The sequence below is a fragment of the Pseudomonas allii genome, from assembly GCF_055380095.1.
The window spans coordinates 2,286,539-2,311,629 of record NZ_AP039450.1; the positions used below are offsets into that span (position 1 = coordinate 2,286,539).

Sequence of the window (25,091 nt, forward strand, 5' to 3'; positions counted from 1 at the left end):
TCCATGGTCGAAGTGGATCACTGCGGCGTCGCCGTTGGGGCGGCAGCCACTGCGGGAGCGGCCGGCGCGAAGGCCGCCAGCAAGGCGTCGAGGTTGGCACTCAGCAGCGCTTCGTAGCTGTTGGCCGGGTTGGCGAGCATGCCCGGGTTGCCGCTATCCAGGATCAGCAGGCGTGCGCCGCCGTCCTCGATGGCCTGTGCAATCCTGGCGTCAGGCGCCCATTTGTGAACCACCACGCGGATATCTCGCTCGCGAAGGTAGCGGGTCAGGGCGGCGCGGTCGGCGTCCGTCCAGTCGATGTCCTGGCGCACGAACCAACCGTCCACATACACGCCGAACTCGCCGAACAGGTAGACCGGCTCGCTGACCAGCGACAGCACGCGCAGGTCTGGCACTTTCAGCAGCCGATCGCCGTAGTCGGCCTTCAGGCGGCGCATGCGGCCGTCGAGCGCGGCGAGGTTGCGCTCGATCCGCGGCGCGTCGGTCGGGGACAGCCGAGCCAGGTCGGCGGCAATCAATGCCGACATGCGCATGGCATTGATCGGCCCCAGCCAGGCGTAAGGCGACGGGCCGCCTTCGCCGTTGCGGGCGTCTGCCCAAGGCACATCGTTTGCCGGCACGCGTGTCACGGCCACGCCGGGCTTGAGGCTGTCCCAAGAGTGCGACGCATCGATCTCGACGATCCGCAGGTTGTGGCGCCGCGCCGTCGCATACAACGGGTCGGCGCGCCACAGGCTGCTCAGGGTGACCACGGCGACGGCCCTCTGGAACACCGCCGGCTCCAGGCGCGACAGCGCGTTGGCCTGGCTTTCCATGGGCACGGCGGCGTCCAGCGGGACACGTACGACCTCGATGTGCGTGCCTTCGCCGAGTGCCGAGGTGAGCGCATACATCGCCGGCAGGGCGACGAGCACTGGCTGTTGCTCCTGCGCAAAAGCTGACGGCGCGCCACCCAGCAGCAGGGCGAACAGCGCCAGCCAAGGGCGAATTGAGCGGTTGAACCTTTTCATACGCTGGCCCCTTTGAACTGCGGCGCGGTGCCGCGGATGAGGGTGGTGAAGGCAAATACCAAGGCCGCGACGATCACGATGGCGCCGCCCGTGGGCACCGGAATATGGAACTGCATCGGTGCCAGAATCCCGACCACACAGGAAAAGGTCGCAATCAGGACCGCCCACGTGACCAGGCCCGGCAGTGAGCGGCTGATGTTGCGGGCTGCGGCTGCCGGTATCAGCAGCAAGGCCTCGACCAGCACGGCGCCGATGATCTTCAAGCAGGCGACCGTTACCAGGGTGACCAACACCACGAACAGGTACTCGACGCTGCGCACCTTTACGCCGCGCGCATGGGCCAGGCTCGGGTTGAGGCTGGAGAGCAACATGCCGTTGTACAGGGGCAGCCCGATCAGCGTGCAAATCACCGTGACGCCCAACAGTACGTTCATGTCGGTGTGGTCGACCGCCAGGATCGAGCCGAACAGCACACCTTCCATGACGTGTGTGTTGATTTTCGCGGACACGAACAGCAGCAATGACGCACCGACCGCCAACGAGATGGACAGGAACACGCCGATCAACGTGTCATTGGCCAGGGTGGTGCGGTGCTGCGTGTACTTGAGGGTCAGGGCGAACAGCAGGCAGAAGCCGAACATCGAAAAGTAGGGCGAGGTGTAGGACTCGCCGATCAGCACGCCAATGGCCACGCCGGTCATCGCCGCATTGCCCACGGACTGGCTGAAGAACGCCATCCGCTTGATCATCACCATCGAACCGAGCACCCCCAGCAGCGGCCCGATCAGCACTGAACACATCAGCGCATTGATCACGAACTCGTATTCGAACGGTTGCGGCAACACCTGGCTCGCAGCGAGCGCCTGGAGGTGGTCGCGAATGAAGTCGTACAGGGCATTCATCGAATGGCCTCCAGTCGGCTGTCGAGCTGATCGGCAGGGCCGTGAAACAGCACCCGTTGATTGATAACGGTCACGGACTGCGCGATACGCTTGACCTGTTCGAGGTCGTGGTTGATCCACAAAATGGTCACCCCACGGCGGTTCAGCTCGGCCACCAGCGCCTCTACCAGGCGCACACCAGGCTCGTCGATCCCGGCGGTCGGTTCATCGAGGATCAGCAGCCACGGCATCGGGCTGATCGCCTGGGCCAGCAGCACCCGCTGACGCTGGCCACCGGACAGGCTGCCAAAGGGCTTTTTACCCATCCCCGCCATGCCGGTACGCTCCAGGGCCTGGGCATGGGCCGCCTTGGCGGCGCGGCCTGCGCCGAGGAAGGCGGGCCGGCGTTGACCCAACAGGGCCATGAGGTCGTTCACTGTCATGGGCACGTTGCGGTCGAAGTCCGGCAACTGCGGCACATACCCCATGGGCGTCGTGAGTTCACCCTCGAGCCGGATCGTTCCCGAATGCGGCATCTGGCCCAGCAGCGCACGCACCAGTGAGGTTTTGCCGCCGCCGTTGGGGCCGACCAGGCAGTGCAATGCGCCGGCCTCGATGCGCATGCTCACTTGATCGAGCACCTGCGTGCCTCCCAGTCGCAGGGAGACGTTGTCGAACACAATGGCGGGGCCGCGCATCGGGTGTTGCTCCTTCAGCGCGTTCATTGCTGCGTAAACTCGACGGCTTGCGCCAGGGTCTCGAGGTTTTCGCGCATCGCGACCTCGAATTCGTCCGCGCTGTAGCTATCGCCGGTGATATGAGACAGGGCGAACACCTTCACGCCGGTGGCGGCTTCGATGGGTTTGGCCAGGTCGAGGGAGAAGTTCTTTTCGGCGAACAGCACCTTGACGTTGGCCTTCTTGATCGCCTCGATGGTGTTGGCCAATTGACGTGCCGTCGGTGCGACACCATGGCGCGGCTCGATCACGGCGCTTACGAACAAGCCGAACTCCTGCATCATGTAGTCGTAGCCGGCATGGGTCGTCGCGCAGCGGAACGACGACAGGTCCAGTGCGGCGAAGCGCGTCATGAAGCCGGCGCGCAGCGCACGGATACGGCCGGCATACGCCAGCGCATTCTTGCGATACTCGCCCGCGTTGTCCGGGTCCAGCTCGCCCAGCCGGCGAGCGATTTCGAACACCTGTTGGATCGCTGCCGTGGTCGAGACGAAGGTGTGCGGGTTGACCACCTTGACCCCTTCCTGGTCACCGCCGATGGGAATCAGCGCCACCGTGGCATTCGCCTGGATAATCGGCAGCGTTTGCGTGCGGCCGGCGGCCTTGATGATCTGGAAGGCCCATTCATCGTGCCCGATACCGTTGACCACCAGCACATCGATATTCATCGCGCGGGTGATGTCATCGGGTTGCGGCTGGTAATTGTGCGGGTTGGCCTCTGCCGGAATCAGCGCAATGACTTGCGCCCGATCGCCGACGATATTGGCCACGAAGCTGTAGTAGGGATGCAGGGTGATGCCGATTCTGAGTGGCTTCGCCGAGGCGAAGGCCGGGCCGGCGAGTGCGATGGCGGTGATCAGCACCCACAGCGCGATGCAACGGCGCCACACGGCGCGATGTTTCGTAGAAACAGTCATGGCTGGGTTCCTTTTACGCGTTCGATTTCGCTGGCACCGTCGTACGGGATGACTTGGCGCCAACCATCGCCGACCAGGGATTCCGGCTTGACGATGGCGGGGTAGGGCGCGTTCGGGTCACGGTGGACCCAGATCGTCGCCTGGTTGGCCCACATCACACCGGCGTGGGCGTGGCCGATGATCAGCAGGTAGGCGCTCTGGCCCGGCGCGTGGCCGGCTGAGCCGTAATAGACCGTGGCGCCCTGGCCCAGGGTGGCCTTGGACACGTCGCTGACGGCAGGGGCCGCCGCCGTGGCGTCGTCCTCGCCGCCCTGATGGGCCAGGTGGGTGCCGGGCAGAATCAATTGCCAGTGCACCTCGCCATTGGCCTTCCAGAAGGCATCACGGTAGAACGGCGGCAGCAACAGCTCCTGTGCACGCTCCAGGGTGATCCAGCCGCCGGTATCGTTGTTGTTCCAGATGATTTCCTCGCCGGCCGGCAGCAAGGCGCTGTGGATGGCCTGATCGACCGCACCCAAGCCGTCAAAGGAACGCACCTGCCAGCTCAGCGGGGTGGGCGGGCCGACTCTTTCCGGGCGCAGCATCACATAGCCAGCCACGCTGGCGATGACGGCCAGGGTCGCCAGCACCAGGCCCAGCGACTCCCATGCGCCGGAGCGCGGCCGCACCTGGATGATCGCAGCGGCTGGGCGCGCCATCAGAGGAACGCAATCCAGCGGCCCAGGAAGACCACGCCGGCCCACAACAGCAACGAGCTGAACCCGGCGACACGCGCCTGACGGGGAGGCGGCAGCGTCGTGTCCCATTCGGCAATTCGGCGAAAGGCGCCCAAGTGGAACACCGCCATGTTGGCGCCGGCCAGCATCAGCAGGCCCATTTTCAGCAGGAACGCGGTGTTCTGCACATAGGTCGTGCCATTGGCACAGAACATCAGCAGGCCGGTGATCACGCAGGTCACGAACGCGACCCAGGTGTAGGGCAGCAAATCCTGGATCAGTTTCAGCGCGCCGCGCCGGTGGGCGGTTACGCCAAGCAGGCGCAGGTCAACGACGGCGATGGTGCCGTAGACAATGGCGATGCCGATCACGTGCACCGATTCCAGCATTGGAAAGGCCGAGCCTGACTCGCGGATGAACGTCGCGACAGGCGTGTCCTGGATGGCTTGCAGCAGGGGTTGAATATCCATGGCGAATACCTGAGAACTTTCGTTGAACACACTTAGATCGTGTAGGCGATCCAGCGACCGCAAATGATCACGACGCACCACAACCCGATCGACAGCCATGCGCATGCCTTGACCGAGCGCGTCGCGTCGTCGCTGCCTGCAGCGCCGGTAGCGCGCAGTAACGGACGCCGCAGCAGCCAGGTCACGCTGAACGCCGTCACCACCAGGACCATCTTCAGCCAGAACGTGGAGTTGACGAGTACTCGGTCAGGCTCGGCGATGATCATCACCAACCCGGTACACAGCAGCACGATCAGTGCATTGCGCATCCACGGGTAGTAACGGCGAACGATGCCGCGCAAGGGTTCCTCGCGGGCGAACACACCCGCCAGTCGCAGGTCGGAGATGAGCGCCGAGCCGAAGAGCACGGTGATGGCGATGATATGAATGCTCTGCACCGTGGGGATGACCCACAGGATGTCGCGGATCGCAGTGCTGAACGGTGAGGCGTAGATCCAGGCAATGATGAGTGAAGATGACATCGGCTTTTCTTCCGCAGTGGGTTAGAAGTCTTGAGGGGATGCGATCGGATGCAGCCCCGCCGCATCCTCCGGCAGCAAGTAGCCTTCCTTGATCGACACCGCTTTGGCGTCTTCGAATTTCTGTGCATAGCGGCTGAAGCTTCCATAGTGCTTGCCCAGCACTTCCTTCGAGTAAGGCACTTTGGTGTCGTAGATCAGACCGCAGCCGGTCTCTTGATCGGTGAGGTAGGTGGCGCTGGGCACCTGGATCCACGGCGGGCGCACACCGCCCTGCAAGTTGCCGGTGGCGGGCGCCCGCGCGGCGGCCTTGCCGTCACGAACCACCCGGGGGGCGCGGGGCATGGGTTTGCCGTCGCGTACCCATTGGTCCATGCCGTCGAGCAGTGCCGAGACCACGTGCTCGACCGGTTCGTCATACAGCGTCTGGCACCGCGGGTCGTCGCCCTTGCCGACGTCGGCCGCGAGCGGTTCGGTGTGCTCCGTGCCGAGGTCGGCCAGGCGCAGATGGGGCATGCCGGTCACTTCGTAGTAGCGAAGCTGCGGGGTGTCGGTGTCGGGAGGCAGTGGGATACCTTCGATCACGTCGTGCATCAGTTCGGACTGGCTGAAGACGGTCACGAACGGCACGCCTTCGGGCATCTGGCGAGGTACTCGTATCACGTCGCCGCCGACTTCTCCGTAGGCCATGCGGCCCGTCATGTAAGCGTCGATCAGCGGCGTATCGTCGGGCATGCGCCATTGCTGGTGACGCCCCTGGTCGAGGTAGTCCATCCAGACCTGCGCGGTGACGGCCCAGCTATTCACATACACGCGCTGCACATCGAGGCCCGCCAGCGGACTCTGCGCCCCATTGCTCTTGAGCAGCAGCGCCAGTTGCGCACCGATGCCCTGGGACTGTGGCACGAACGGATCGGGGGCTGCGCCACGGGTGAACCGTGCCGGGTCGTAATAGGTGCCCAGCGGCGCATAGCGCGCGTAGTCGAAGCGGCGCATGAACTCGAAATTCACGATCCGTCCGTACTGGTCGATTTGCGCCGCCTCGGCCGCCGGGGTGTCCGAGATGAACTTGGGGTCGACTGACGGCTTGTTCACATTCAGTGTGTACCCGACGTACGCATAGCCGCGCCGCAGCAAGTAGTCACGGGTCAGGATCCAGCCTGCGCCACGCTCGCCGAACCAGCTGAACGGCTCGATCACCACCGTGCCATTGAAGCGCGCCGGGTCGGCCGGTTTGCGCACCAGAATGCGCGTGGTGTAAGGCGCTTCCAGCAAGGTTTTACCGGCGGCAGTGATGGCCGGGGCGACGCCTTGCAGGTAGTACTCTTGCTCGATGTAGCTGTAGTGGTCGAGGTCGCTGTACTCGGTGCCCGGGCGTGTCGCCGACGACAGCGGCGGCTTGTCGGAAGGCGGCACTGCGATGGCCGTGGGCATGCGCGGCACCTCGGCGAGCACGCTCGACGCGATGAACAGCGACAACGCGATGCTGATGGGGGTCAGGCGTTTCATTCGCAAAAGCTCCGGCAGGGGTGGGAGGGTGGCGTCACTCAAGGCTCAGGGAAGCCTTGCCCTCGCTGTCGATCACGATCTGGTTGTTCTCGCACACGTACTCTTGAATGGCGTAGTTGGAGCGCTTGTACTCGAACGTAAAGCGATACGGAGCGTTGAGTACCTGCGGGTCTTCGATCAGGACCTGGTTTTCCAGGTGATCCGGCCCGCGTAACCGGATGCGTTCGATGATCTTCATCGCCGGCCCGTGGGGCACGTCGTAGAAGCGCACATCGGTTCGCACGCGCTGGGTCTCGACGACCAGCGTGTCGCCTTCCCAGTGGCCACGCGAATGGCCCTGGTACAACGGGTCGAGCTTTTCCAGGGGCGGCATGGGCTGGTTCAAAAGAATCCGCCGCACCTGCTGGAGATACTCGCCGAGGATGATCACTTGCTTGTCGTCGCGAATGATCTGGATCGGGAACAGCGCTGCCATCATCGTCGGCATGCCCTCGGGCAGGCACTTGGAGCTGGTGGTGGCAATCGGCGTGCCAGCCTCGTTGGCCACGGCTTCTTTCTTCTTCAGCTCGGCGTACTCGGCGGCGTAGGACGCCTTGAGGTCCATTGGGCCGCCGGGGTGCACCGGGTCGTCCGGGTTCTCGCCGAACCAGTCGTCCGGGGTTCTTTCCCAGGTGCCGCTGATGTCTGGCCGTGTGGCCACGCTGTGTTTGTCGGTTGGGGGGTTTGACGCTGTCGCGGCGCTGCTCATCGCGGCGAAGGTCACGAGGACCACCCCCAGGAAGACCATGGCGGTGTTGGCGGTGCGTGCTGGTTTCATTGAAATGTCTCCGCGTTGCTGGTTTGCCCAGTTCTGTTGTTGTCGCACTCGCAAAGGGTTGCGTTTAACCGCCGCCCGAGAGCACCACGTCGCCCATCTTGATCTCCACCAGCAGCCCGCCCGGTTCGCCGTTTTTCAACGGTTTGAACGACACCTCGGCGTTTGCGCCGGCCTTGACCGAGTCGGCAGTCCAGCCTGTGCGCTGCAGCGCGTTGACGCTGCCTGTCTCGATCTTGAAGCGCTGGGCCGGCGGGCCGGGAACATCGACGTAGATCGTGATGTGCGGGTTGGTCCAGGCGAAGCGCTCGACCACACCCTTGATCGTGATTGTCTGGGTCTGGTCGAACAGCGCGAAGGAATGGTGGGCACTGGCAACAGGCGCCAAGGCACTGCAGGCGATGAGGGTCAGCAGGCAAAGCCTTTGACGGAGCGACGGAAAGCGTGACGAAGGGGTCATGACGGGTGCCTCGGTTTTTATGGTTCTTATGGGCCCAGCATAGGGCGCTCGCGCTCACTGGCCGTAGCCGAAAACGGCAACCATTGAAGGTCTTCAGAGGGTTTGGCGCAGGTGAGGTATCGCGCAACGACAGATCGAAGAGCCGGCCCGTGCAGATGCTGATTTGGGTTACCGCGTTGGCGACCCCTGCCGGAACACTCGTGTCTCGCCTCACAACTATAAAAACAGGAGAGACGTCATGCGCATTCCCCCCTACGCGCCATTACTGTCGCTGGTTGCACTCTGTGCAGTCGGCTCACAGGCACAGGCTTATACGCTGTACAACGAAGACGACGGAGCAACCGTGTTGAATGCCGACCTGGGCGCCGCATTCGGCTGGTTTGGCAGTACCCATAACTACCTGGGCGATCCGCAGAAAAAATCCGGCGGCATGCACTGGCAGGAGGGTTACGTCAAATACGGTCTGACCGGCACCACGGACAAGCTGGTTGCCGGTTCGGTATATGGTGGCTTCAGCCTGCTCAGCAGCGGGTCATGGGGTGACGGAGACATGGGGGCGACCACGGCGGGCAATGAGCGACGAACCGCCGTTGAAGACGCGTTCCTGGGCTGGCGATCAGGTGACCTGCTACCCGCCCTGGGCAAGGATGGCGTGGATTTCTCATTCGGACGCCAGATTGTCACGGTGGATGGCTTTCTGATCACCGACGATGGATTTGACCCGGGTAACGCCTTCAACCCCATCGAGGGCGTGCAGGATGGCCGCTTCAACCGGGGGGGCGCCTTTTACCTGGGCCAACGCCTGGCGTTTGGCAACACGGCGGTGCTGAAGCTGGGCGGCAAGGAAGGGCTGCACGGCAGCTTGATCTGGCTGAAGTCCGATAACCCTGGGCAGTCCAAGACCGAACTGGCCGTGGGCACCATCGATTACACCACCCCCATCGGCTCGATCGGTTCGACCTACGTGCACGGCCTGGATGTGGAGGAGAAATACGCCTTCGGCGATCGGCTTGAGCGCAAGGGCATGAACGTCTACAGCATTCGCGGGCAGGGCAACGCCGGGATCGAGAACGCCGATTTTGCGTTCGAGGTGGCCCGCCAGGAAAAACGTTCGGGCTCACAGCGGGCGATGTTCTTCGACGCGGGTTACACCTTCGTCGATACGCCATGGCAACCGACGGTCAGCTACCGCTATTCGCGCTACTCCGAAGGCTGGGACTTCCTGTTCCAGGGCGGTTATCGCAAGCGCCTGCAGGGCGAAGTCGGGCTTAATTATGCGGGCTCCGTGACATCGAACATGCAGATCAACGACGTACTGCTCTCGGTCAAGCCGACCGAGAAATTGACCCTTAACGCGATGGCGTTCGACTACCACCAGCTTTCCCGCCGTCATGAGCTGGATTTCGCTGCGCAGGAGCTCGATCTGTTTGTGGATTGGGCGGTCACGGAGAACATCACGCTTTCGCCGCTGGTTGGCTTCTACAAGCCGCAGAAGTGGCTGGGCAACGGTGGCCGGCAGAGCGGCGACGCATCAACCAACACGTACATGCAGTTCATTGTGTGGGCGACGTTCTGATGATTCATTGAGGTGTGTTGCGGGGCCGAGCAGGCGTTGACGTTTTGCGTCAACGCCTCATCCAGTCAGAGCATGCGACGCAACACATCGTTGCGTGGGTCCTGGTCATAGAAGCGATGCTTGAGCGCGCCCGCCACGTGCAGCACAATCAGGACAAGCAAGGTGTAGGCGAGGACTTTGTGCAGCCATTGGAAGACCGCGAACCAATCGTCATTCTTTGGCAACAGCTCCGGCAGGTTAACCCCAAAAAAGAACACCCCGTCGCTCATGGTGTACGTGCTCGACATGGAGTACCCCATCAAGGGCACGATCACCAGCAGTACATACATGACGCGCTGCGTCAGGCGTGACAAAACCCTTTCGTACCCCGCCAGCGTTTCCAGCGGCTGCGGCAACCGGGGCGTGCGCAAGCGCACAGCGAGCTGAACCAGCACCACCAGGAACGTCAACACCCCGAAGGACTTGTGCCAGGGGTAGTAAAGCTCGTATTTGCTCGCGACCTCATCATTCATGCCGGTCATATGCCAGCCGACCCAGAGCAGGCCCAGGACGAGCACGGCACGTACCCAGTGCAGCACGCGCAGGGAGGTCGGGTACCGATCGATTGTCGATTGATCTATTGGGTTCATATCAGGCTCTCCACGGAGCGATGCACGGTTCAATGGCCACCCTCGACGTGGGAGGGTGGCTCGGTCAGGGCGCGGTGATCAGGTGGGCAGCAGCACGGTGATGACTTTCTCCTCGGTGTAGGCCAGTGCGCCGCTGAACCCGCCTTCACGTCCGATCCCGCTGGTCTTGACGCCGCCCCACGGCAGGTTGGCGTCCAACGGGCTCCAACAGTTGATCCCCACGGCGCCGGCTTTTACCGCCGCGGCGACGCGGTGTGCCCTGGCCAGGTCACCGGTCCAGACGGTGGCCGCCAGGCCGTAGCTGCTGTCGTTGGCCAGGGCGATCGCTTCGGCTTCGTCGTCGAACGTAATCAGCGTGCCGACCGGCCCGAAGATCTCGTCCCGGGCGATTTGCATGTCGTTGCGCGCGTTGGCGAAGATCGTCGGACGCACGAACCAGCCCTGCTTGGGTGTCGATACGCCGCCGGCCAACAAGGTCGCACCTTGGTCGATGCCCAGTTGGATGTAGCGGTTGACGCGATCGAATTGGGCTTTCTTGGCGACCGGGCCCATCTGGATGCCGGGTTGGCGAGGATCGCCAACGTTCACCGCCTGTGCAGCCTCGGCCAGCGCCGCGCCGAACCGCTCGGCGATGCTGCGCTGCACCAGGATACGCGAACCGGCGGCACACACCTGGCCCTGGTTGGCGAACAGGCCGAGCGCGCAGCCGCGCAGGGCGTCGTCGAAGGATGCATCGTCGAACACAATCTGCGGGCTCTTGCCGCCCAGCTCCAAGGCCACGCGCTTGAACAGCACGCCGGCGGTGCGCTGGATTTCGCGCCCGGCCTCGGGGCTGCCGGTGAAGCTGATCTTGGCGACATCCGGGTGTTCGCACAGGGCGCGACCGACTTCATTGCCGTAGCCGGTGACCACGTTTATCACGCCGTCCGGGAAGCCTGCTTCCTGCGCCAGCTGCGCCAGGTACAGGGCTGACTGCGGGGTTTCTTCGGAAGGCTTGATCACTACGGTACAGCCTGCCGCCAGCAAGGCGGCGAGCTTCCACACCGTGATCATCAGCGGTGAGTTCCAGGGCACGATGGCGCCGACCACGCCGACTGGCTCGCGCACCGTGTACGACAGGGTCTTGGTGCCGAAGTAGCCCCCTGTCGGAATGGTGCGACCTTCAAGCTGGTTGGCCCAGCCGGCGGCGGCGCGCAGGTTGGCGATTGCGTTGGGCAGGTCCATCCGGCGTGGTTCGATGGGCGAGCGCCCGATGGCGTTGGCGTCCAGATCGGCCAGCACGTCGCTGTCACGCTCAACCAGGTCGGCCAGTTTCGACAGCAGCCGGCCACGCTGGGCGCCGTCGAGCTGGCTCCAGTCGCCGCTTTCGAGTTGGCGGTGTGCAGCGGCCACGGCACGGTCCACGTCCTCGTTCGTGCCCCGTGCGCAGTCGCCGTACACCTGCTCGGTCACGGGGTTGACGAGGTCGATTCGACGACGGTCGAAGGCTTCGCAGGACGCACCTTCGATAAAATGGTTCAAGTGCTCAGTCATTTTGGGGTCCTTGAGTGATGGGCGAAATCAAGCCTTGAGGGCAGCCAGGGCGTCGCCGAAGATGTCCAGTGCCTTGAAGAACAGCTCACGCGAGATCGTCAGCGAGGGCATCACGCGCATCACGTTGCTGTAACGGCCACAAGGAATCATCAGCACGCCGTGGTTGAGCAGGTAGCCCATCAGTTGGCCGATTTTCTCGCCGGCCAGGGGCGCCTTGGTGAGCGGGTCTTCGATCAGCTCGATACCGATCATCAGGCCGCGCCCGCGCACTTCGCCCACCAACGGGCTGTTGAAACCACGAATATGCGCCTGTGCCTCCAGCCCCAATGTGTGGGCGCGGTTGAGCAGGTCGAGTTCGGGGTCCTGGAGGATGCTGATGTTGGTCAGTGCCACCGCCGCCGACAGAGAGTTTGCCGCGAAGGTGTTGGGCATGGAGCCGTCGGGAATCTGCGCCGCCAGGTCCGAGCGCATGATCAGGCCGGCCATGGGCAGGTCGCTGCCGATGCCCTTGCCGAAGGTGAGCATGTCCGGTTTCACGCCTGAATGTTCGACCGCCCACATCTTGCCGGTACGCCCCGCGCCGGATTGCACCTCATCGACGATCAGCAACGTACCGCTGCGGTCGCAGGCCTTGCGCAACAGTTGCAGGAATTCGGGTGAGGGCGGCACGTAGCCGCCTTCGCCCTGCACCGGCTCGACGATCACGGCGGCCACGTCATCGGCGGCGGTGTAGGGGGTGTTCAGCAGGTGATCGATGTACTCGCCGGCGATCTGCTCGGCGCTTTTGTGGGTGGTGTCGAAGGGGAACCGGTAGGCGTAAGGGTAGGGGGCGTGGATCACGCCGCCCATCTGGGCACCGTAGCCTTTGCGGTAGGCGGTGCCCGTGGTCAGGGAGCCCGATGCGTTCCAGACACCGTGGTAGCCGCCATGGAAGGCGATGATCTGGTGGCGTCCGGTGATGCGCTTGGCGAACTTGATCGCGGCTTCCAGCGCGTCGCTGCCGCTCTGGGTGAAGAAAGTGATGCAGTCGCCACGCAAGCCGTCGGGCGCGATCTCGGAGAGCTTGGCGGCCAGCTCGGTGCGTCGGGTGCTGTTGATCTCGAGGGCATGCATCAGCACTTGCGACTGCTCGCGAATGGCCTGCACCACCTTCGGATGGCAGCGGCCCACGCTGCTGACGCCGACCCCGGCGGACAGGTCGATATAGGTATTGCCGTCCGGGTCCTTGAAGGTCGCGCCCAGTGCGCGGTCCATGGCCACCGGCATACGTCCGCCACCGCGTGCCATTGACTCGGTGCGCGCTGACAGCGCCAGGGCTTCGAGGGTCCTTGGCCCTGGAATGGTCTCGGAGATGATCCGTGGGGCATCCGCAAAATGCAGGGATTCTAGTTTGGCTTCACTCATGACGGTCTCTCTGGAATGTCGATTCAAGTGTGCCGATCATCTCCGGGGTGCATTCCAGACGGGTAGCCCGAATCGGCACATGGGAAAGCGCGTCCGTGGCGGGCTGCAGCCAATCGGAAAAGTGACAAATAATTTGCAGGATTTCTGCTATGTGCGAATATCACCTGGGAAGGCAAGCTAAAAACAAGAATATCGGCAGAGGCTTTCGGCATTATGAAAAACCAGACCATCAGCCATTCCCAGGACATTCACGTTCACGCCGCCACTGTTCAGCAGTGGAGCCAGGACTACAGCCAATTGACGGCTGGGTCCGCCGAATGCTCACTCATGCAGTTGACGACCGCCGGTTGCCACGTATTCCGTGAGCAGATCAACCAGCGTGTCGTGCAACACGGCGTCTCTCCCCGAGGCAAGATGTGTTTTGCGGTGCCGATCAATGTTCCCGGTCCGATTCGCATGCAGGGGCGGGAGGTGGACGACAGCAGCCTGTTCTTTCTCCATGGCGGCGAGGAGTTCATGTTCCACATGCCGCTGGGCATGGAGCTGTTGTCCATCACCTTCGAGCGTGAACTGTTCGAACAGGCCTTGGCGCAAACCGCTTCGGCGAAGGAGCTCAACCTGTTATTGCGCCAACCGGTGATCCGGGTTTCGGCCACACGGTTCGCCCAGGCGCGTCGTCGTTTGCTGACGCTGTTCTCTCAGTCCCTGGTGCAGGAAGAGCTGGACAGCACGCGCGATTTGCAACGCGAGCAGGCGCTGGAACAGGCCATGCTGGGTGAGCTGCTGCAACTGATGACTGACCCGGCCTGTGACAAGCAACAGCGCTCCACCAGTTCCACGCGCAGTTTCATTGTGGAGAAATGCCATCGCCTGGCGACCGAGCAGATGCTGAATGTGCCGAGCGTCATCGAGTTGTGCCAGCGTCTACAGGTGAGTCGGCGCACGGTGCAGAACAGTTTCCGTTCGGTGACTGAGACGACCCCCCTCAACTACTTGCGCTCGGTCAGGCTCAACGGTGTGCGCCGCACCCTGATGTCCACTCCCGCGTCCCACCTCACCATTGGCGATGCCGCTGCTCAATGGGGCTTCTTTCACCTCAGCCATTTTGCCGCCGAGTACCATGAGCTGTTTGCGGAGTTGCCCTCCCATACTGCCCGTGCCGCCATTACGCGTTGTGCTTCGGTCTGATCGACCTCACAAGGATGTAGAACATGAACAGCCTGCGCCGCCTGCTGGCGGTCTTCGATTTGTTTCGCCCGGACCAGCCCGTCATTGACGTCGACATCATTTGCCGAGAACTCGGCTATACACCGGCCACCGCCTACCGTTATCTGCGAGAGCTGGGGGATGCGGGTTTATTGAAGCGGTTGCCCCGGGGTTATGCGCTGGGCCCGCGCATTGTCACGCTGGAGCAATTGATGACTCACTATGATCCGCTGCTGGCGTGCAGTCAGGACCTGGTCGAACAGTTGGTCGCCGACACAGGCCTGGATGCGTTGGTCAGTGAGTGGCATGGCGACTCAGTGGTCAATGTACTGGTCCAGCGTGGCACCGATGCCGGACCGGTGGGGGGCGGCAGGGGGCAGCCGATCAGCCTTTTCCACAGCGCGACGTCCCGGGTGGTATTGGCCCACTTGCTGCCACGCCAGATCCGACGCGTGTATGACGCTCACGCTCCGGTCGCTGACAGCCCGCAACAAGGGCTGGAATGGAAGACCTTTACCAAGAGCCTGCTTGCCATTCGCAAGCAAGGCTACTGCGTCAGCGACGGTGAACTGCACCCGGGACGCAGTGGTGTCGCCGCGCCGATTTTCGACGACAAGCGGCGGGTCATCGGCAGCATGACCCTGGTGGGGCGCAGTGAACGCTTCCATGCGTTCCAGCAGAGCTACCTGCGTTACTTGGTGACCGGCGCGGCGTCGGAGTTGACCAGCCGCATCGCCTTGCGCTGAGGGCGGCGGGGCAAGCGGCGCGACAGATGACCGATTTGGGCTACCGAAGCGTTCCCGGCAGGCCTAGGATCAGGCCCTGCGTGCGATCAGAACGACAAGCGACTCGGTGACGGTGCGAGATGGACTGCGCCGATCCTACGGCGACTGCCTCATACTAGAAGGTCAACAAAATGAGCGTGACTTTGCCCCACAATCCGCCCCACAACCCGCCCCACAACGCGCCGCCAAAAGCCCCCGACGAAACCCTCGACACGACGTCGCCCAACCGCTCTACGCATCTCAAGCGTGGCGCCCTGGGTGTCGGTTTCATCATCTTCTTCGTGGTGTCGGCGGCGAGTCCGCTCAGTGTGATCGCCGGCGGTTTCCCCATTGGCATCATGCTCGGCAATGGCGCGGGCACCCCGGCTTTGCTGATCCTCGCCTTGCTCGTGCTGCTGGCGTTCTCGGTGGGCTACACCACCCTGTCCCGACATATCACCAACGCCGGCGGGTTCTACGCGTTCACCGCCCGTGGGCTGGGTGGCCTGGCCGGCGGTGCTGCCGGGGTATTGGCGATGTTTGCCTATAACATCCTGCAGGTCGGCTTGTATGGCATGTTCGGCGGGGTGGTCAGTGGCACCATGGAAAGCGCATTCGGCCTGGTATTGCCCTGGTGGTCCTACTCGCTGATGGCGATGGCGAGCATTGCGATCCTGGGGTATCGCAAGATCGACCTGTCGGCGCGGGTGCTGTCGGTGATGGTGATCGCCGAATACCTGGCGATCCTGATCCTGGATTTCGCCATTCTCAAATCCGGCGGTGACAGCGGCATCAACCTTGACTCATTCAGCAGCCACCACGTTTTCAGCGGCACCCCGTCCATCGGTTTGCTGTTCTGCTTCGCCGCCTTTATCGGCTTTGAGGCCACCACCATCTACGGTGAAGAGGCCAAGGATCCCCAGCGCACCATCCCACTTGCCACCTACTGTTCGGTGTTGCTGATCGGTGGTTTCTACGCGTTGTCGGTATGGTCGATGGTGGTGGGGGTAGGGTCGGACAAAATCGTGCCGATGCTGCAGGCGTTGCAGGATCCGACCACGTTTATCTATGGCATGTCCGACCACTTTGTCGGTCCGCACCTGACCCAGGTCATCCGCGTGCTGTTCATGGTCAGTATCTATGCCGGGTTGCTCGCCTTTCACAACGCCGCCGCGCGTTACTTCTACGCCATTGGCCGTGACGGTTTGTTGCACCGCCAGTTGGGCACCACCCATCGCGTGCACCAGAGCCCGCATATGGGCTCGGCCTTGCAGAGCCTGATTTCGGCGGTGGTGGTGCTGATTTTCGCGGCGATGGATGCCGATCCGATCCTGCAACTGTTTGCCTGGCTGTCCAACCTGGCGACGTTGTGCGTGATCTTGCTGATGGCGCTGACCTCGGCGGCGGTGCTGGTGTTCTTCCGGCGCCACCCCGAGCTCAAGGTCGGTGTGTGGCGCGGACAGATTTTCCCCGGTTTCTCCTGCCTTGCACTGTGGGTGGTGCTGGTACTGGCGGTGGTGCATTTCGATGTACTGACCGGTGCCAGCCAACTGTTGTCCTACAGCCTTTGCGCCATTATTCCGCTGGCCTTGTTGGGTGGGGTGTTCCTGGCGGCCAGGTTGCGCAAGGTATCCCCTCAGCGGTTCCTGGCTCTGGGCAGCCACAAACTTTAAGGCGCGGCCTGCGCTGCTGGCTTGCTCAGCTTGACCAGCAGCGCTGCAATCAACAGCAGGGCTGCGGACGCCGCCAGCACCGCGACAAAGCCTGCGTCAAACGCCGAACGGGCGGCCGCGCTCAACATCGCGCGGCCCTCGGGCGACAAGGTTTCAGCGACCACCAGCGCATCGTCAAGACTCTCGAAGGTCGCCGGGTTGAGGGTCAGCCACGCTGGGATCATCACGCCCGCCGCATTGGCATAGATCGCTGACAGCAGGCTGCCGGCGAGCGTCACGCCCACCGCGCCGCCCAGCTCAAAGGACACTTCTTCGATGGACGCCGCCATGCCCGCCTGGTCCGCAGGCACGCTGAGCATGATGCTACTGGATGAAGCGGTCAGCGCCGCGCCAATCGTAAAGCCCAGCAGCGCGAGGCTGATGATTTGCGCAGGTGCCGCAGCGTTGTAGAGCAACAGGTAGGACAGCATCGCCGCTGACGACAACAGCAATGTCCAGAACAGCATGCGTTGGTTGCCGAGGCGAGGCAGGTAATACCCGGCAAGCGGCCCGGAGATGAACGAGCCCAGGGGCAGCGGCAGGATGAACAATGCCGCCTCCAGCGGCGACAAGCCCAGCACCAGTTGCAGACGCTGGCTGAACACCAGTTCCATGCCGATCAACGCCGCCGCTGATACCACCGCAGAAATGACCGCGTTTCTGAACCCCGGCGCCTTGAACAGCGCGAGGTCAAGCATCGGTTGGGTGGCTCGGCGCTGACGGCGAATGAACAGCGTCAGAAACAACGTGCCCAAGGCCATTGCCGCCAGCATGCCCTCCAACGACGCTGCCCGCTTGCCGAGCTCCTTGACGGCATACGCCACGCTGATCAACCCGATCATCACCTGAAGCGACCCCAGCCAGTCCCAGCGTTTGCTGATATCCCCCGGATGATTGGGGATCAACCGCGCGCCAACCGCCAGCGCCACCAGCACAATCGGCACATTGATCAGAAATACCGAACCCCACCAGAAATGCTCCAGCAACAGGCCGCCCACCACCGGGCCGAACGCAGCGCCCCCTGACGCAACCGAGGCCCAGATACCAAATGCCATGGCCTGTTCGCGTGGGTCGATGAACGTCACGCGCACGATCGCCAGCGTGGCGGGCATCATCATCGCCGCGCCGACCGCCAGAAACCCACGTGCGCCAATCAGTACGCCGGCGGTGGGCGAAAACGCCGCGATCAGCGAGAACAGGCCAAACACGCCGAGCCCGCCGATGAACAGGCGTTTGTGCCCGAGGCGATCACCGAGCGTACCCATGCCCAACAGCAGGCCGGCGGCGATCAGCGCATAAATGTTGACGATCCACAGCTTCTGCGAAGCCGAAGCGTTCAGCTCGCGGGTCAGCGTGGGCAGGGCGGTGTAGAGCACCGTCATATCGATGACAATGAGCAGCAATGCGCTGGAAATAATCGCGAGGATCAGCCAGCGTCGAGGAGAGGTCATGGGACGCGCTCGGTGAGGGAAAGTGCAAAGTCGGTGCCTGTCAGTCTGTCTAAGCCGCCGGCCCCTTACACACGGAAATGGGCCACCAGTTGTTGTTGGTGATTGGCCATGTGATGCAGTGAGTCGCTGGCTTTTGAAGCATCGTCCATCCGGCTGGCGAGTGTTTCGCTGATACCGCGAATGTCGCTGACCCGATGGCTGATGTCTTCTACGACGGTGCTTTGGTCCATGGCGGCACTGGCGATTTGCTGATTCATCTGTTCGATCACGTCTACGGCCTGGGAGATGCGCTCCAGCGCCACCCGCGTCTGTTGCACCTGAACCACGCTGCCGCTGGCTTGCTCGCGGCTCAGTTGGGTGCTGTGCACCACCGACTGGCTCAGCTGTTGCAAGGTCTCGATCACCGTGCGCACCTGTTCGACTGAATGCTGGGTGTTGCTGGCCAGGTGCCGTACTTCGTCGGCCACCACCGCAAACCCACGGCCCTGTTCGCCGGCCCTTGCCGCTTCGATGGCCGCATTCAAGGCCAACAGGTTGGTCTGCTGTGCGATGGCGCTGATGACGTCGAGTACCTGACCGATCTGGGCACTGCTGTCGGCCAGCGCGTTGACCTGCCCAAGGGTGGTTTCCAGACGCTGGTCAAGGGCCTCGATACTGCGCTCGGCGGTCGAAAACACCGCCTGGCCTGAGCGGCTCGCGCTTTCTGCGGCGGTGGCGGCGTCGGCAGCACTGTGGGAGTGGCGCGCCACTTCCTGCGCACTGGCGCTCATTTGGTGCAACGCGGTGGCCGCCAACTCCACCTCGTGATATTGGCGCTGCATGCCGGCACTGACTTCACGGGCAATGCCAGACGAGGTGTCGGCGCTGTTGCGGGTGTCCAGCGACGCGCTCTGGATATCGCGGATAATCGGCTGCAACGTGTCCAGGAAACGGTTGAAGCCATTGGCCAAGTGGCCCAACTCGTCGTGCCTGCCGACGGGCAGGCGCTGGGTGAGGTCGCCGTCGCCTTCGACAATCGCATCCAGCAGCTCGGCCATTTTCAGCAGTGGGCGTGTCACGCCGTGAGCGGCCAGCCAGATCAGCAACATGCCCAGGCTGCTGGCAAGCATGCCCAGGCCCAGGTTGAGCCAGTTGGACTCACGGCTTTTGCTGTCCAGGTCGCTTTGCATTTGCCGGGCAGGTGCCTGCACCCGTGCCTGCGGGACTTTGATCGCCAGTTGCCAGGCCGGGCCGCCTGCCACGGTCTGCACGGACTGACGTATATCGAGGGTGTCCCCGGAGACTTCGCCACTGCGTCCCGCCACTTGGCCCGAGGCCGACACAATGGCGACTTCGCTGTCGCCCTGGTACAGGTCCTGGCCGAGGTTAGCGGCCAGCTTCTGCAACGTATCGAGGCTGATATCCATGCCCACGACGCCGAGCACCTTACCGTTGACGATCAACGGGATGGAAATGCTGCTCATCAGGGTGTTCCGGCCTTCCACTTCGATGGTGTACGGCTCGATCACACACACCCGTCTTTGCGCTTGAGGGCAGGCGTACCAGGCGTTTCCGGGTTCGCTGCCGGGCGGCGCGGTGTTGGCGGCGATTTGTGCCTCGCTCAACACCTCCTGCACCAATTGCCCCGGCTGGCTCTGCGACCAATACAGCGCAAAGCGCCCGCTGTCGTTCCCCGCCATGGCGCGTTGACCGCGCCAATCGACATCCGCGCCGGCCAGTGCATCAGGCAGCATGATGACGTACAGGCCGAGGACTTTTTCGCGCTGTTTCAGGGTTTCACGGGCCGTAGCGATCAATGCTTCGCGCAATTGCGCGACCGTCAGGCGCCCATTGAGTGTCTGCTCGCGCAGTTGCAGAACCTGTTGCGCGAACCCTTCGCCATACAAGGCGGTTTCGTTGAAAAAACGCTCCACCTGTTGGCCATGCGCAACGGCCTGGGCCTGCAAGCGTTCCAGCGCGGCCTGCCCGAGCAACGCGTTGCTCTGGTCTTTAAGCAGCTTTGCACTGGTTTTGTTCTGGTACGCGCTGGCGCCAATCAGCGCCCCCACCACCGCCAGCAGGCAGAGTCCGCTCAGCAGTGTGATACGCCATTGGAGGGTGAGGTGAGCTAGACGCATGGCTGAGGCTTCCTGCAGAGGGCTTTGGCGGCGATGGGCTGGGCAGCGAGCCCTGGTTTTTATGCTGGTTGCCGGCACCCGGGCATAGCGCGGGTGATCCTAGGTTGCGGGGATGACAGGCCAGGCGGCTATCCCAAATCGGCAAGGCCGGTGGGGTTGCCCGCGCATCGCCGACCTGTTTTGGGGCGGGGCTGTGGATGCTACCGATTTGGGATAGCGAGCGGTTCGGGGGCGGGCATAGGATCAAATTCAGCGCGTAACCAAAACAAGACGCTACCCGGTGCCGATGCGGTGTGGTCGGGCCAACCCTAAAGCGACTGCCTCATACAATAAGGTCAATAACATGAGTGTATCTATCCCGGTCAACAGCTCCACGGAGCTCAAGCGTGGCGCCCTGGGTGTGGGCTTCATCATCTTCTTCGTAATATCCGCGGCAAGTCCGTTAAGCGTGATCGCCGGCGGCTTCCCGATCGGCATCATGCTGGGCAACGGCGCGGGCACCCCGGCGCTGCTGATCCTTGCCTTGCTGGTGCTGCTGGCGTTCTCGGTGGGCTACACCACCATGTCCCGACACCTTACCAATGCCGGCGGGTTCTACGCGTTCACCGCCCGTGGGTTGGGTGGCCTGGCCGGCGGTGCTGCCGGGGTGCTGGCGATGTTTGCGTACAACATCCTGCAGGTCGCCTTGTATGGCATGTTCGGCGGGGTCGTCAGTGGCACCATGGAAGCCACGTTCGGCCTGGTGTTGCCCTGGTGGGCCTACTCGCTGATGGCGATGGCGAGCATTGCAATCCTGGGTTATCGCAAGATCGACCTGTCGGCGCGGGTGCTGTCGGTGGTGGTGATCGCCGAGTACCTGGCGATCCTGATCCTGGACTTCGCCATCCTCAAGTCCGGCGGTGACAGCGGCATCAACCTGGATTCGTTCGACCGCAGCCATGTGCTCAGCGGCACACCGTCAATCGGCTTGCTGTTTTGCTTCGCCGCCTTTATCGGTTTTGAAGCAACGACGATCTACGGCGAAGAGGCCAAGGATCCGCAACGCAGTATCCCGATTGCCACCTACTGTTCGGTGTTGCTGATCGGTGGTTTCTACGCGTTGTCGGTATGGTCGATGGTGGTGGGGGTAGGGTCGGACAAAATCGTGCCGATGCTGCAGGCCTTGCAGGACCCGACCACGTTTATCTATGGCATGTCCGACCATTTTGTCGGCCCGCACCTGACCCAGGTCATCCGTGTGCTGTTCATGGTCAGTATCTATGCCGGGCTGCTTGCCTTTCACAACGCCGCCGCGCGTTACTTCTATGCCATCGGGCGCGACGGTTTGTTGCACAGCGTGTTGGGCACCACCCATCGCGTGCACCAGAGCCCGCATATGGGCTCGGCGTTGCAGAGCTTGATTGCGGCGGTGGTGGTGCTGATTTTCGCGGCGATGGACGCCGACCCGATCCTGCAGCTGTTTGCCTGGCTGTCCAACCTCGCCACCCTGTGCGTGATTTTACTGATGGCGCTGACCTCGGTGGCGGTGTGTGTGTACTTCCATCGCCATCCCGAGCTTAAGGTCGGGCTGCTGCGCGGACGCATCCTGCCGGGGTTCTCATGCCTGGCGCTGGTGCTCGTGCTGGTGCTGGCCGTGGTGCATTTCGACGTACTCACTGGCGCCAGCCAACTGCTGTCCTACAGCCTCTGCGCGATTATTCCTGCGGCGCTGATTATCGGCATTGTGCTCGCCGCACGACTGCGAACGCGCTCGCCGCAACGGTTCCTCGCCTTGGGCAGCCACAAGCTCTAAGAACGCAGCGGTTTTATCGCTCGACTAACCAGACAATTGCAGCCTGTCGTTGCTCGGCATGGCTCGTCAGCGTGTGAAAGGAAGGTTTCAAATGCACAACTACAAGATGCTCATCGATGGGGTTCAAGTGGCCGGTGAACGAGGCCAGTTTGACGTGATCAACCCGGCCACCGGCGCTGCATTTGCACAATGCCCGGCAGGCTCGCTGGGGCAACTCGACCAGGCGGTGAATGCCGCGCAGGCGGCTTTCAAAACCTGGCGCCACAGTAGCCACCCAGACCGTTGTGAACGGTTGCTGGCGATTGCGGCCGATATCGAGCGAGAAGCCGAGTCCCTGGCCCGCCTGATTGTGCAGGAGCAAGGCAAGCCGCTGGAGCTGGCGTTTGGCGAGGTCATGGGGGCGGCGGCGTGGACCCGCTACGCGGCGGCTCAAGACATTGCGGTGGAGCTGGTGGAAGAAACCCCCACCCAACGCATCGAGCTGCACCGCAAACCGTTGGGCGTCGTGGCGTCGATCACCCCCTGGAACTGGCCGTTCATGATCGCCGTCTGGCACATCATGCCGGCGCTGCGTGCCGGCAACTGTGTGATCAGCAAGCCGTCGAGCCTGACCCCGTTGAGCACGTTGGGCCTGGTTGAAATCATTGCCCGCCACGTGCCCCGCGGTGTGATCAACTGCGTGACGGGCGAGCAGGGCTTCGGCAGCGCAATCACCGCGCATACCGGCATCCAGAAAATTGTCTTCACCGGCTCCACCGCCACCGGGCAAAGCGTGATGCGGGGGGCCGCCAGCAACCTCAAGCGCCTGACCCTGGAATTGGGCGGTAATGATGCGGCAATTGTATTGCCAGGAACGCCGGTCGAGGCAGTGGCCGAGGAAATCTTCCAGGCCGCCTTTCTCAACATGGGCCAGACCTGTGCGGCCCTCAAACGCTTGTACATCCACGAATCACAGTACCAGGCCTTTGCCGACGCGCTGACGCAGATCGCAGCGCGCCAGGTGGTGGGGGATGGTCTCGACGCCGGTGTCACGTTCGGGCCGGTGCAGAACCTGGAGCAACTGGAGCTGGTGGAAGCCTTGGTCGCCGACGCACGCGCCAACGGTGCGCGGGTGCTGTGTGGCGGTGCGCGCCTGGACCGCCCGGGTTTTTTCTATCCCCCCACGCTGGTGGCGGACGTCACCGATGGCCATCGCCTGGTCGATGAGGAACAGTTCGGCCCTGTGTTGCCCTTGATTGCCTACCGAGAGGTCGAAGAGGTGCTGCAGCGCGCCAACGCTGGTGACATGGGGCTCGGTGGCTCGGTCTGGGGGCCGGATGTCGAGCAGGCCCAGGCCTTGGCCAGTCGCCTGGAGAGCGGCGTTGCCTGGGTCAACTGCCATGCGCAGATCCAGCCCAATACGCCGTTTGGTGGCAGCAAAATGTCGGGGTTCGGTGTCGAGTTCGGCCTTGAGGGGTTGCTGGAATTCACGGGCCAGCAACTGCTGTTCGTGCGCAAGCGCGATCCCGCACAGGGAGCTTGAACATGTACGAAAAATACAAGACCGCCGAGAAAAAGTTCTGGCACCCGATGGGGTCCAGTGCCCCGGCGCAGCGCGCCAAAACGCTGATCATCGCCCGAGGTGACGGCAATTACATTACGGACATCGACGGCCAGCGCATGCTCGACGGCGTGGGCGGCCTGTGGAATGTGAACATTGGGCACAACCGTGCCAGCGTCAAGGCAGCGATTGCCGCGCAGTTGGATGAATTGGCGTATTACCAGACCTTCGACGGCATTGCCCACCCTCGGGTGTTCGACCTGGCCGAACGGCTGACTACCCTGTTCGCCCAGGAACGCATGACACGGGTGCTGTTCAGTTCCGGTGGCTCCGATGCGGTCGAAACCGCGCTGAAAATGGCCCGCCAATACTGGATCGCCAGTGGCGAACCGGGGCGCACGCGGTTTCTGTCGCTGCGTAACGGCTATCACGGTGTGCATATGGGCGGCACATCGGTGGGCGGTAACGGTGTCTACCACTACAACCATGGGCAGCTGTTGGCCGGCTGCCATTTGCTCGACACCCCATGGCTGTATCGCAACCCCTGGGATTGCCGCGATCCCGAAGCGCTGACGGCGCACTGTATTCGGCAATTGGAGGAGCAGATCGCGTTGCTGGGCGCGCAGACGGTTGCCGCATTGATCGCCGAGCCGGTGCAGGGTGCCGGCGGGGTGATCGTACCGCCCGCCAGTTACTGGCCGCGCCTGCGGGAGGTGTGTGACCGCCACGGTATTGTGTTGATCGCCGACGAAGTGGTCACGGGTTTCGGCCGCTCCGGCTGCATGCTCGGCAGTCGTGGCTGGGGCGTCGCGCCGGACATCCTGTGCCTGGCCAAAGGCATCACGGCCGGGTACATCCCGCTGGGCGCCACGCTGTTCAACCAACGCATCGTCGACGCCATCGAGAACGGGCCTGGCTTCAGCAGCATGGTCATGCATGGCTACACATACAGCGGCCACCCGACCGCCTGTGCGGCCGCGCTGGCGGTACTGGATATCGTCGAAGCCGAGGACCTGCCGGGTAACGCGGCCAGAGTGGGCGCGTACTTGCTGGAACAGCTCAAGCCGTTGACCGAGCGCTACCCGGTGATCGGTGAAGTGCGTGGCAAGGGCCTGATGATCGCGTTGGACCTGGTGGTCGATAAGGCCACGCGCCAACCCCTCGACCCGGCTGGCGGCCAACCCTCGCGGATCGCCGACGAGGCGCGGCGCGCCGGTGTGCTGGTGCGACCGATCGGCAACAAGATCATTCTCTCGCCGCCATTGACCCTCACCACCGATGAGGCGGACTTGATCGTCTCTGCGCTGGATATCGCCTTCACCAGCTACGGCTAGT

General features: G+C 63.0%; 22 protein-coding genes and 1 pseudogene. 7 read left to right on the plus strand and 16 right to left on the minus strand.

What is annotated here, in order from left to right; translation table 11 throughout:
• Positions 1-17: 17 nt before the first annotated feature.
• From ACZ445_RS10520 to ACZ445_RS10565, 10 genes are all read right to left on the minus strand, one after another.
• Complete coding sequence (locus ACZ445_RS10520; protein WP_310863582.1) at positions 18-1,010, minus strand: metal ABC transporter solute-binding protein, Zn/Mn family; 993 nt, start codon at positions 1,008-1,010, stop codon at positions 18-20.
• Positions 1,007-1,912, minus strand: a complete 906-nt coding sequence (locus ACZ445_RS10525; RefSeq protein ID WP_058427123.1) for a metal ABC transporter permease — start codon at positions 1,910-1,912, stop codon at positions 1,007-1,009. The genes ACZ445_RS10520 and ACZ445_RS10525 overlap by 4 nt, the downstream gene beginning before the upstream one ends.
• The gene (locus ACZ445_RS10530) at positions 1,909-2,616 is read right to left on the minus strand and encodes a metal ABC transporter ATP-binding protein (RefSeq protein ID WP_058427122.1); all 708 of its coding nucleotides are present in this window, start codon (positions 2,614-2,616) and stop codon (positions 1,909-1,911) included. Before ACZ445_RS10530 ends, ACZ445_RS10525 begins: the two co-directional genes overlap by 4 nt.
• Positions 2,613-3,545, minus strand: coding sequence for a metal ABC transporter solute-binding protein, Zn/Mn family (locus tag ACZ445_RS10535; protein WP_248487630.1), 933 nt, complete (start codon positions 3,543-3,545; stop codon positions 2,613-2,615). The genes ACZ445_RS10530 and ACZ445_RS10535 overlap by 4 nt, the downstream gene beginning before the upstream one ends.
• Positions 3,542-4,243 carry a DUF6162 family protein gene (locus ACZ445_RS10540; protein ID WP_464708287.1) on the minus strand — a complete coding sequence of 234 codons (702 nt, stop codon included), beginning with the start codon at positions 4,241-4,243 and terminating at the stop codon, positions 3,542-3,544. The genes ACZ445_RS10535 and ACZ445_RS10540 overlap by 4 nt, the downstream gene beginning before the upstream one ends.
• A complete protein-coding gene (locus ACZ445_RS10545) occupies positions 4,243-4,731 on the minus strand; it encodes a DUF6644 family protein (RefSeq protein ID WP_058427167.1) in 489 nt (162 codons plus the stop codon). The genes ACZ445_RS10540 and ACZ445_RS10545 overlap by 1 nt, the downstream gene beginning before the upstream one ends.
• 32 nt (positions 4,732-4,763) lie before the next feature.
• Positions 4,764-5,252 (minus strand): DUF6644 family protein, encoded by a 489-nt coding sequence (locus ACZ445_RS10550; protein ID WP_464708288.1) that lies wholly within the window; start codon positions 5,250-5,252, stop codon positions 4,764-4,766.
• 21 nt (positions 5,253-5,273) lie between these two features.
• Complete coding sequence (locus ACZ445_RS10555; protein WP_464708290.1) at positions 5,274-6,758, minus strand: alpha/beta hydrolase domain-containing protein; 1,485 nt, start codon at positions 6,756-6,758, stop codon at positions 5,274-5,276.
• Between the two features lie 34 nt (positions 6,759-6,792).
• On the minus strand, positions 6,793-7,575 hold the full coding sequence (locus tag ACZ445_RS10560) for a hypothetical protein (RefSeq protein ID WP_464708291.1): 783 nt from the start codon (positions 7,573-7,575) through the stop codon (positions 6,793-6,795).
• Positions 7,576-7,639: 64 nt separating this feature from the next.
• Positions 7,640-8,032 carry a DUF6152 family protein gene (locus ACZ445_RS10565; protein WP_058427117.1) on the minus strand — a complete coding sequence of 131 codons (393 nt, stop codon included), beginning with the start codon at positions 8,030-8,032 and terminating at the stop codon, positions 7,640-7,642.
• 238 nt (positions 8,033-8,270) lie between these two features.
• Here ACZ445_RS10565 and ACZ445_RS10570 point away from each other — a divergent pair, with 238 nt between their 5' ends.
• Positions 8,271-9,608: an alginate export family protein gene (locus tag ACZ445_RS10570; protein ID WP_058427116.1), complete on the plus strand. Its 1,338-nt coding sequence runs from the start codon at positions 8,271-8,273 to the stop codon at positions 9,606-9,608.
• A gap of 65 nt (positions 9,609-9,673) precedes the next feature.
• Here the strand turns inward: ACZ445_RS10570 and ACZ445_RS10575 are convergent, their stop codons facing one another.
• The 3 genes from ACZ445_RS10575 to ACZ445_RS10585 all read right to left on the minus strand — a co-directional run bounded on the left by ACZ445_RS10575 (position 9,674) and on the right by ACZ445_RS10585 (position 13,174).
• Positions 9,674-10,237 carry a cytochrome b gene (locus ACZ445_RS10575; RefSeq protein ID WP_058427115.1) on the minus strand — a complete coding sequence of 188 codons (564 nt, stop codon included), beginning with the start codon at positions 10,235-10,237 and terminating at the stop codon, positions 9,674-9,676.
• Between the two features lie 78 nt (positions 10,238-10,315).
• The gene (locus tag ACZ445_RS10580; protein ID WP_464708292.1) at positions 10,316-11,770 is read right to left on the minus strand and encodes an aldehyde dehydrogenase family protein; all 1,455 of its coding nucleotides are present in this window, start codon (positions 11,768-11,770) and stop codon (positions 10,316-10,318) included.
• Positions 11,771-11,797: 27 nt separating this feature from the next.
• Entirely contained in the window at positions 11,798-13,174 is a 1,377-nt protein-coding gene (locus ACZ445_RS10585) for an aspartate aminotransferase family protein (protein WP_464708294.1), read from the minus strand.
• A gap of 213 nt (positions 13,175-13,387) precedes the next feature.
• Here ACZ445_RS10585 and ACZ445_RS10590 point away from each other — a divergent pair, with 213 nt between their 5' ends.
• The 3 genes from ACZ445_RS10590 (at position 13,388) to ACZ445_RS10600 (ending at position 16,817) form a co-directional block, all read left to right on the plus strand.
• Positions 13,388-14,362 (plus strand): helix-turn-helix domain-containing protein, encoded by a 975-nt coding sequence (locus tag ACZ445_RS10590; RefSeq protein WP_464708295.1) that lies wholly within the window; start codon positions 13,388-13,390, stop codon positions 14,360-14,362.
• Between the two features lie 23 nt (positions 14,363-14,385).
• Positions 14,386-15,126: an IclR family transcriptional regulator gene (locus tag ACZ445_RS10595; RefSeq protein ID WP_058427111.1), complete on the plus strand. Its 741-nt coding sequence runs from the start codon at positions 14,386-14,388 to the stop codon at positions 15,124-15,126.
• Positions 15,127-15,296: 170 nt separating this feature from the next.
• A complete protein-coding gene (locus ACZ445_RS10600) occupies positions 15,297-16,817 on the plus strand; it encodes an APC family permease (protein WP_464708297.1) in 1,521 nt (506 codons plus the stop codon).
• On the opposite strand, the gene ACZ445_RS10605 is transcribed toward ACZ445_RS10600, so the two are convergent.
• From ACZ445_RS10605 to ACZ445_RS10615, 3 genes and pseudogenes are all read right to left on the minus strand, one after another.
• Positions 16,814-18,307 (minus strand): MFS transporter, encoded by a 1,494-nt coding sequence (locus ACZ445_RS10605; RefSeq protein WP_058427110.1) that lies wholly within the window; start codon positions 18,305-18,307, stop codon positions 16,814-16,816. The genes ACZ445_RS10600 and ACZ445_RS10605 overlap by 4 nt on opposite strands.
• Before the next feature lie 65 nt (positions 18,308-18,372).
• Positions 18,373-19,128, minus strand: a complete 756-nt coding sequence (locus tag ACZ445_RS10610; protein WP_425274708.1) for a methyl-accepting chemotaxis protein — start codon at positions 19,126-19,128, stop codon at positions 18,373-18,375.
• A 102-nt stretch (positions 19,129-19,230) separates the two neighbouring features.
• Positions 19,231-20,424: pseudogene (locus ACZ445_RS10615) on the minus strand (HAMP domain-containing protein); the annotation flags it as partial.
• A 343-nt stretch (positions 20,425-20,767) separates the two neighbouring features.
• Between ACZ445_RS10615 and ACZ445_RS10620 the strand changes: the two are divergent.
• The 3 genes from ACZ445_RS10620 (at position 20,768) to ACZ445_RS10630 (ending at position 25,090) form a co-directional block, all read left to right on the plus strand.
• A complete protein-coding gene (locus tag ACZ445_RS10620; RefSeq protein ID WP_310863576.1) occupies positions 20,768-22,216 on the plus strand; it encodes an APC family permease in 1,449 nt (482 codons plus the stop codon).
• Positions 22,217-22,307: 91 nt separating this feature from the next.
• Positions 22,308-23,738 carry an aldehyde dehydrogenase family protein gene (locus tag ACZ445_RS10625; RefSeq protein WP_310863575.1) on the plus strand — a complete coding sequence of 477 codons (1,431 nt, stop codon included), beginning with the start codon at positions 22,308-22,310 and terminating at the stop codon, positions 23,736-23,738.
• A gap of 2 nt (positions 23,739-23,740) precedes the next feature.
• A complete protein-coding gene (locus tag ACZ445_RS10630) occupies positions 23,741-25,090 on the plus strand; it encodes an aminotransferase class III-fold pyridoxal phosphate-dependent enzyme (RefSeq protein ID WP_058427106.1) in 1,350 nt (449 codons plus the stop codon).
• The last annotated feature ends 1 nt before the right edge of the window (position 25,091 follow it).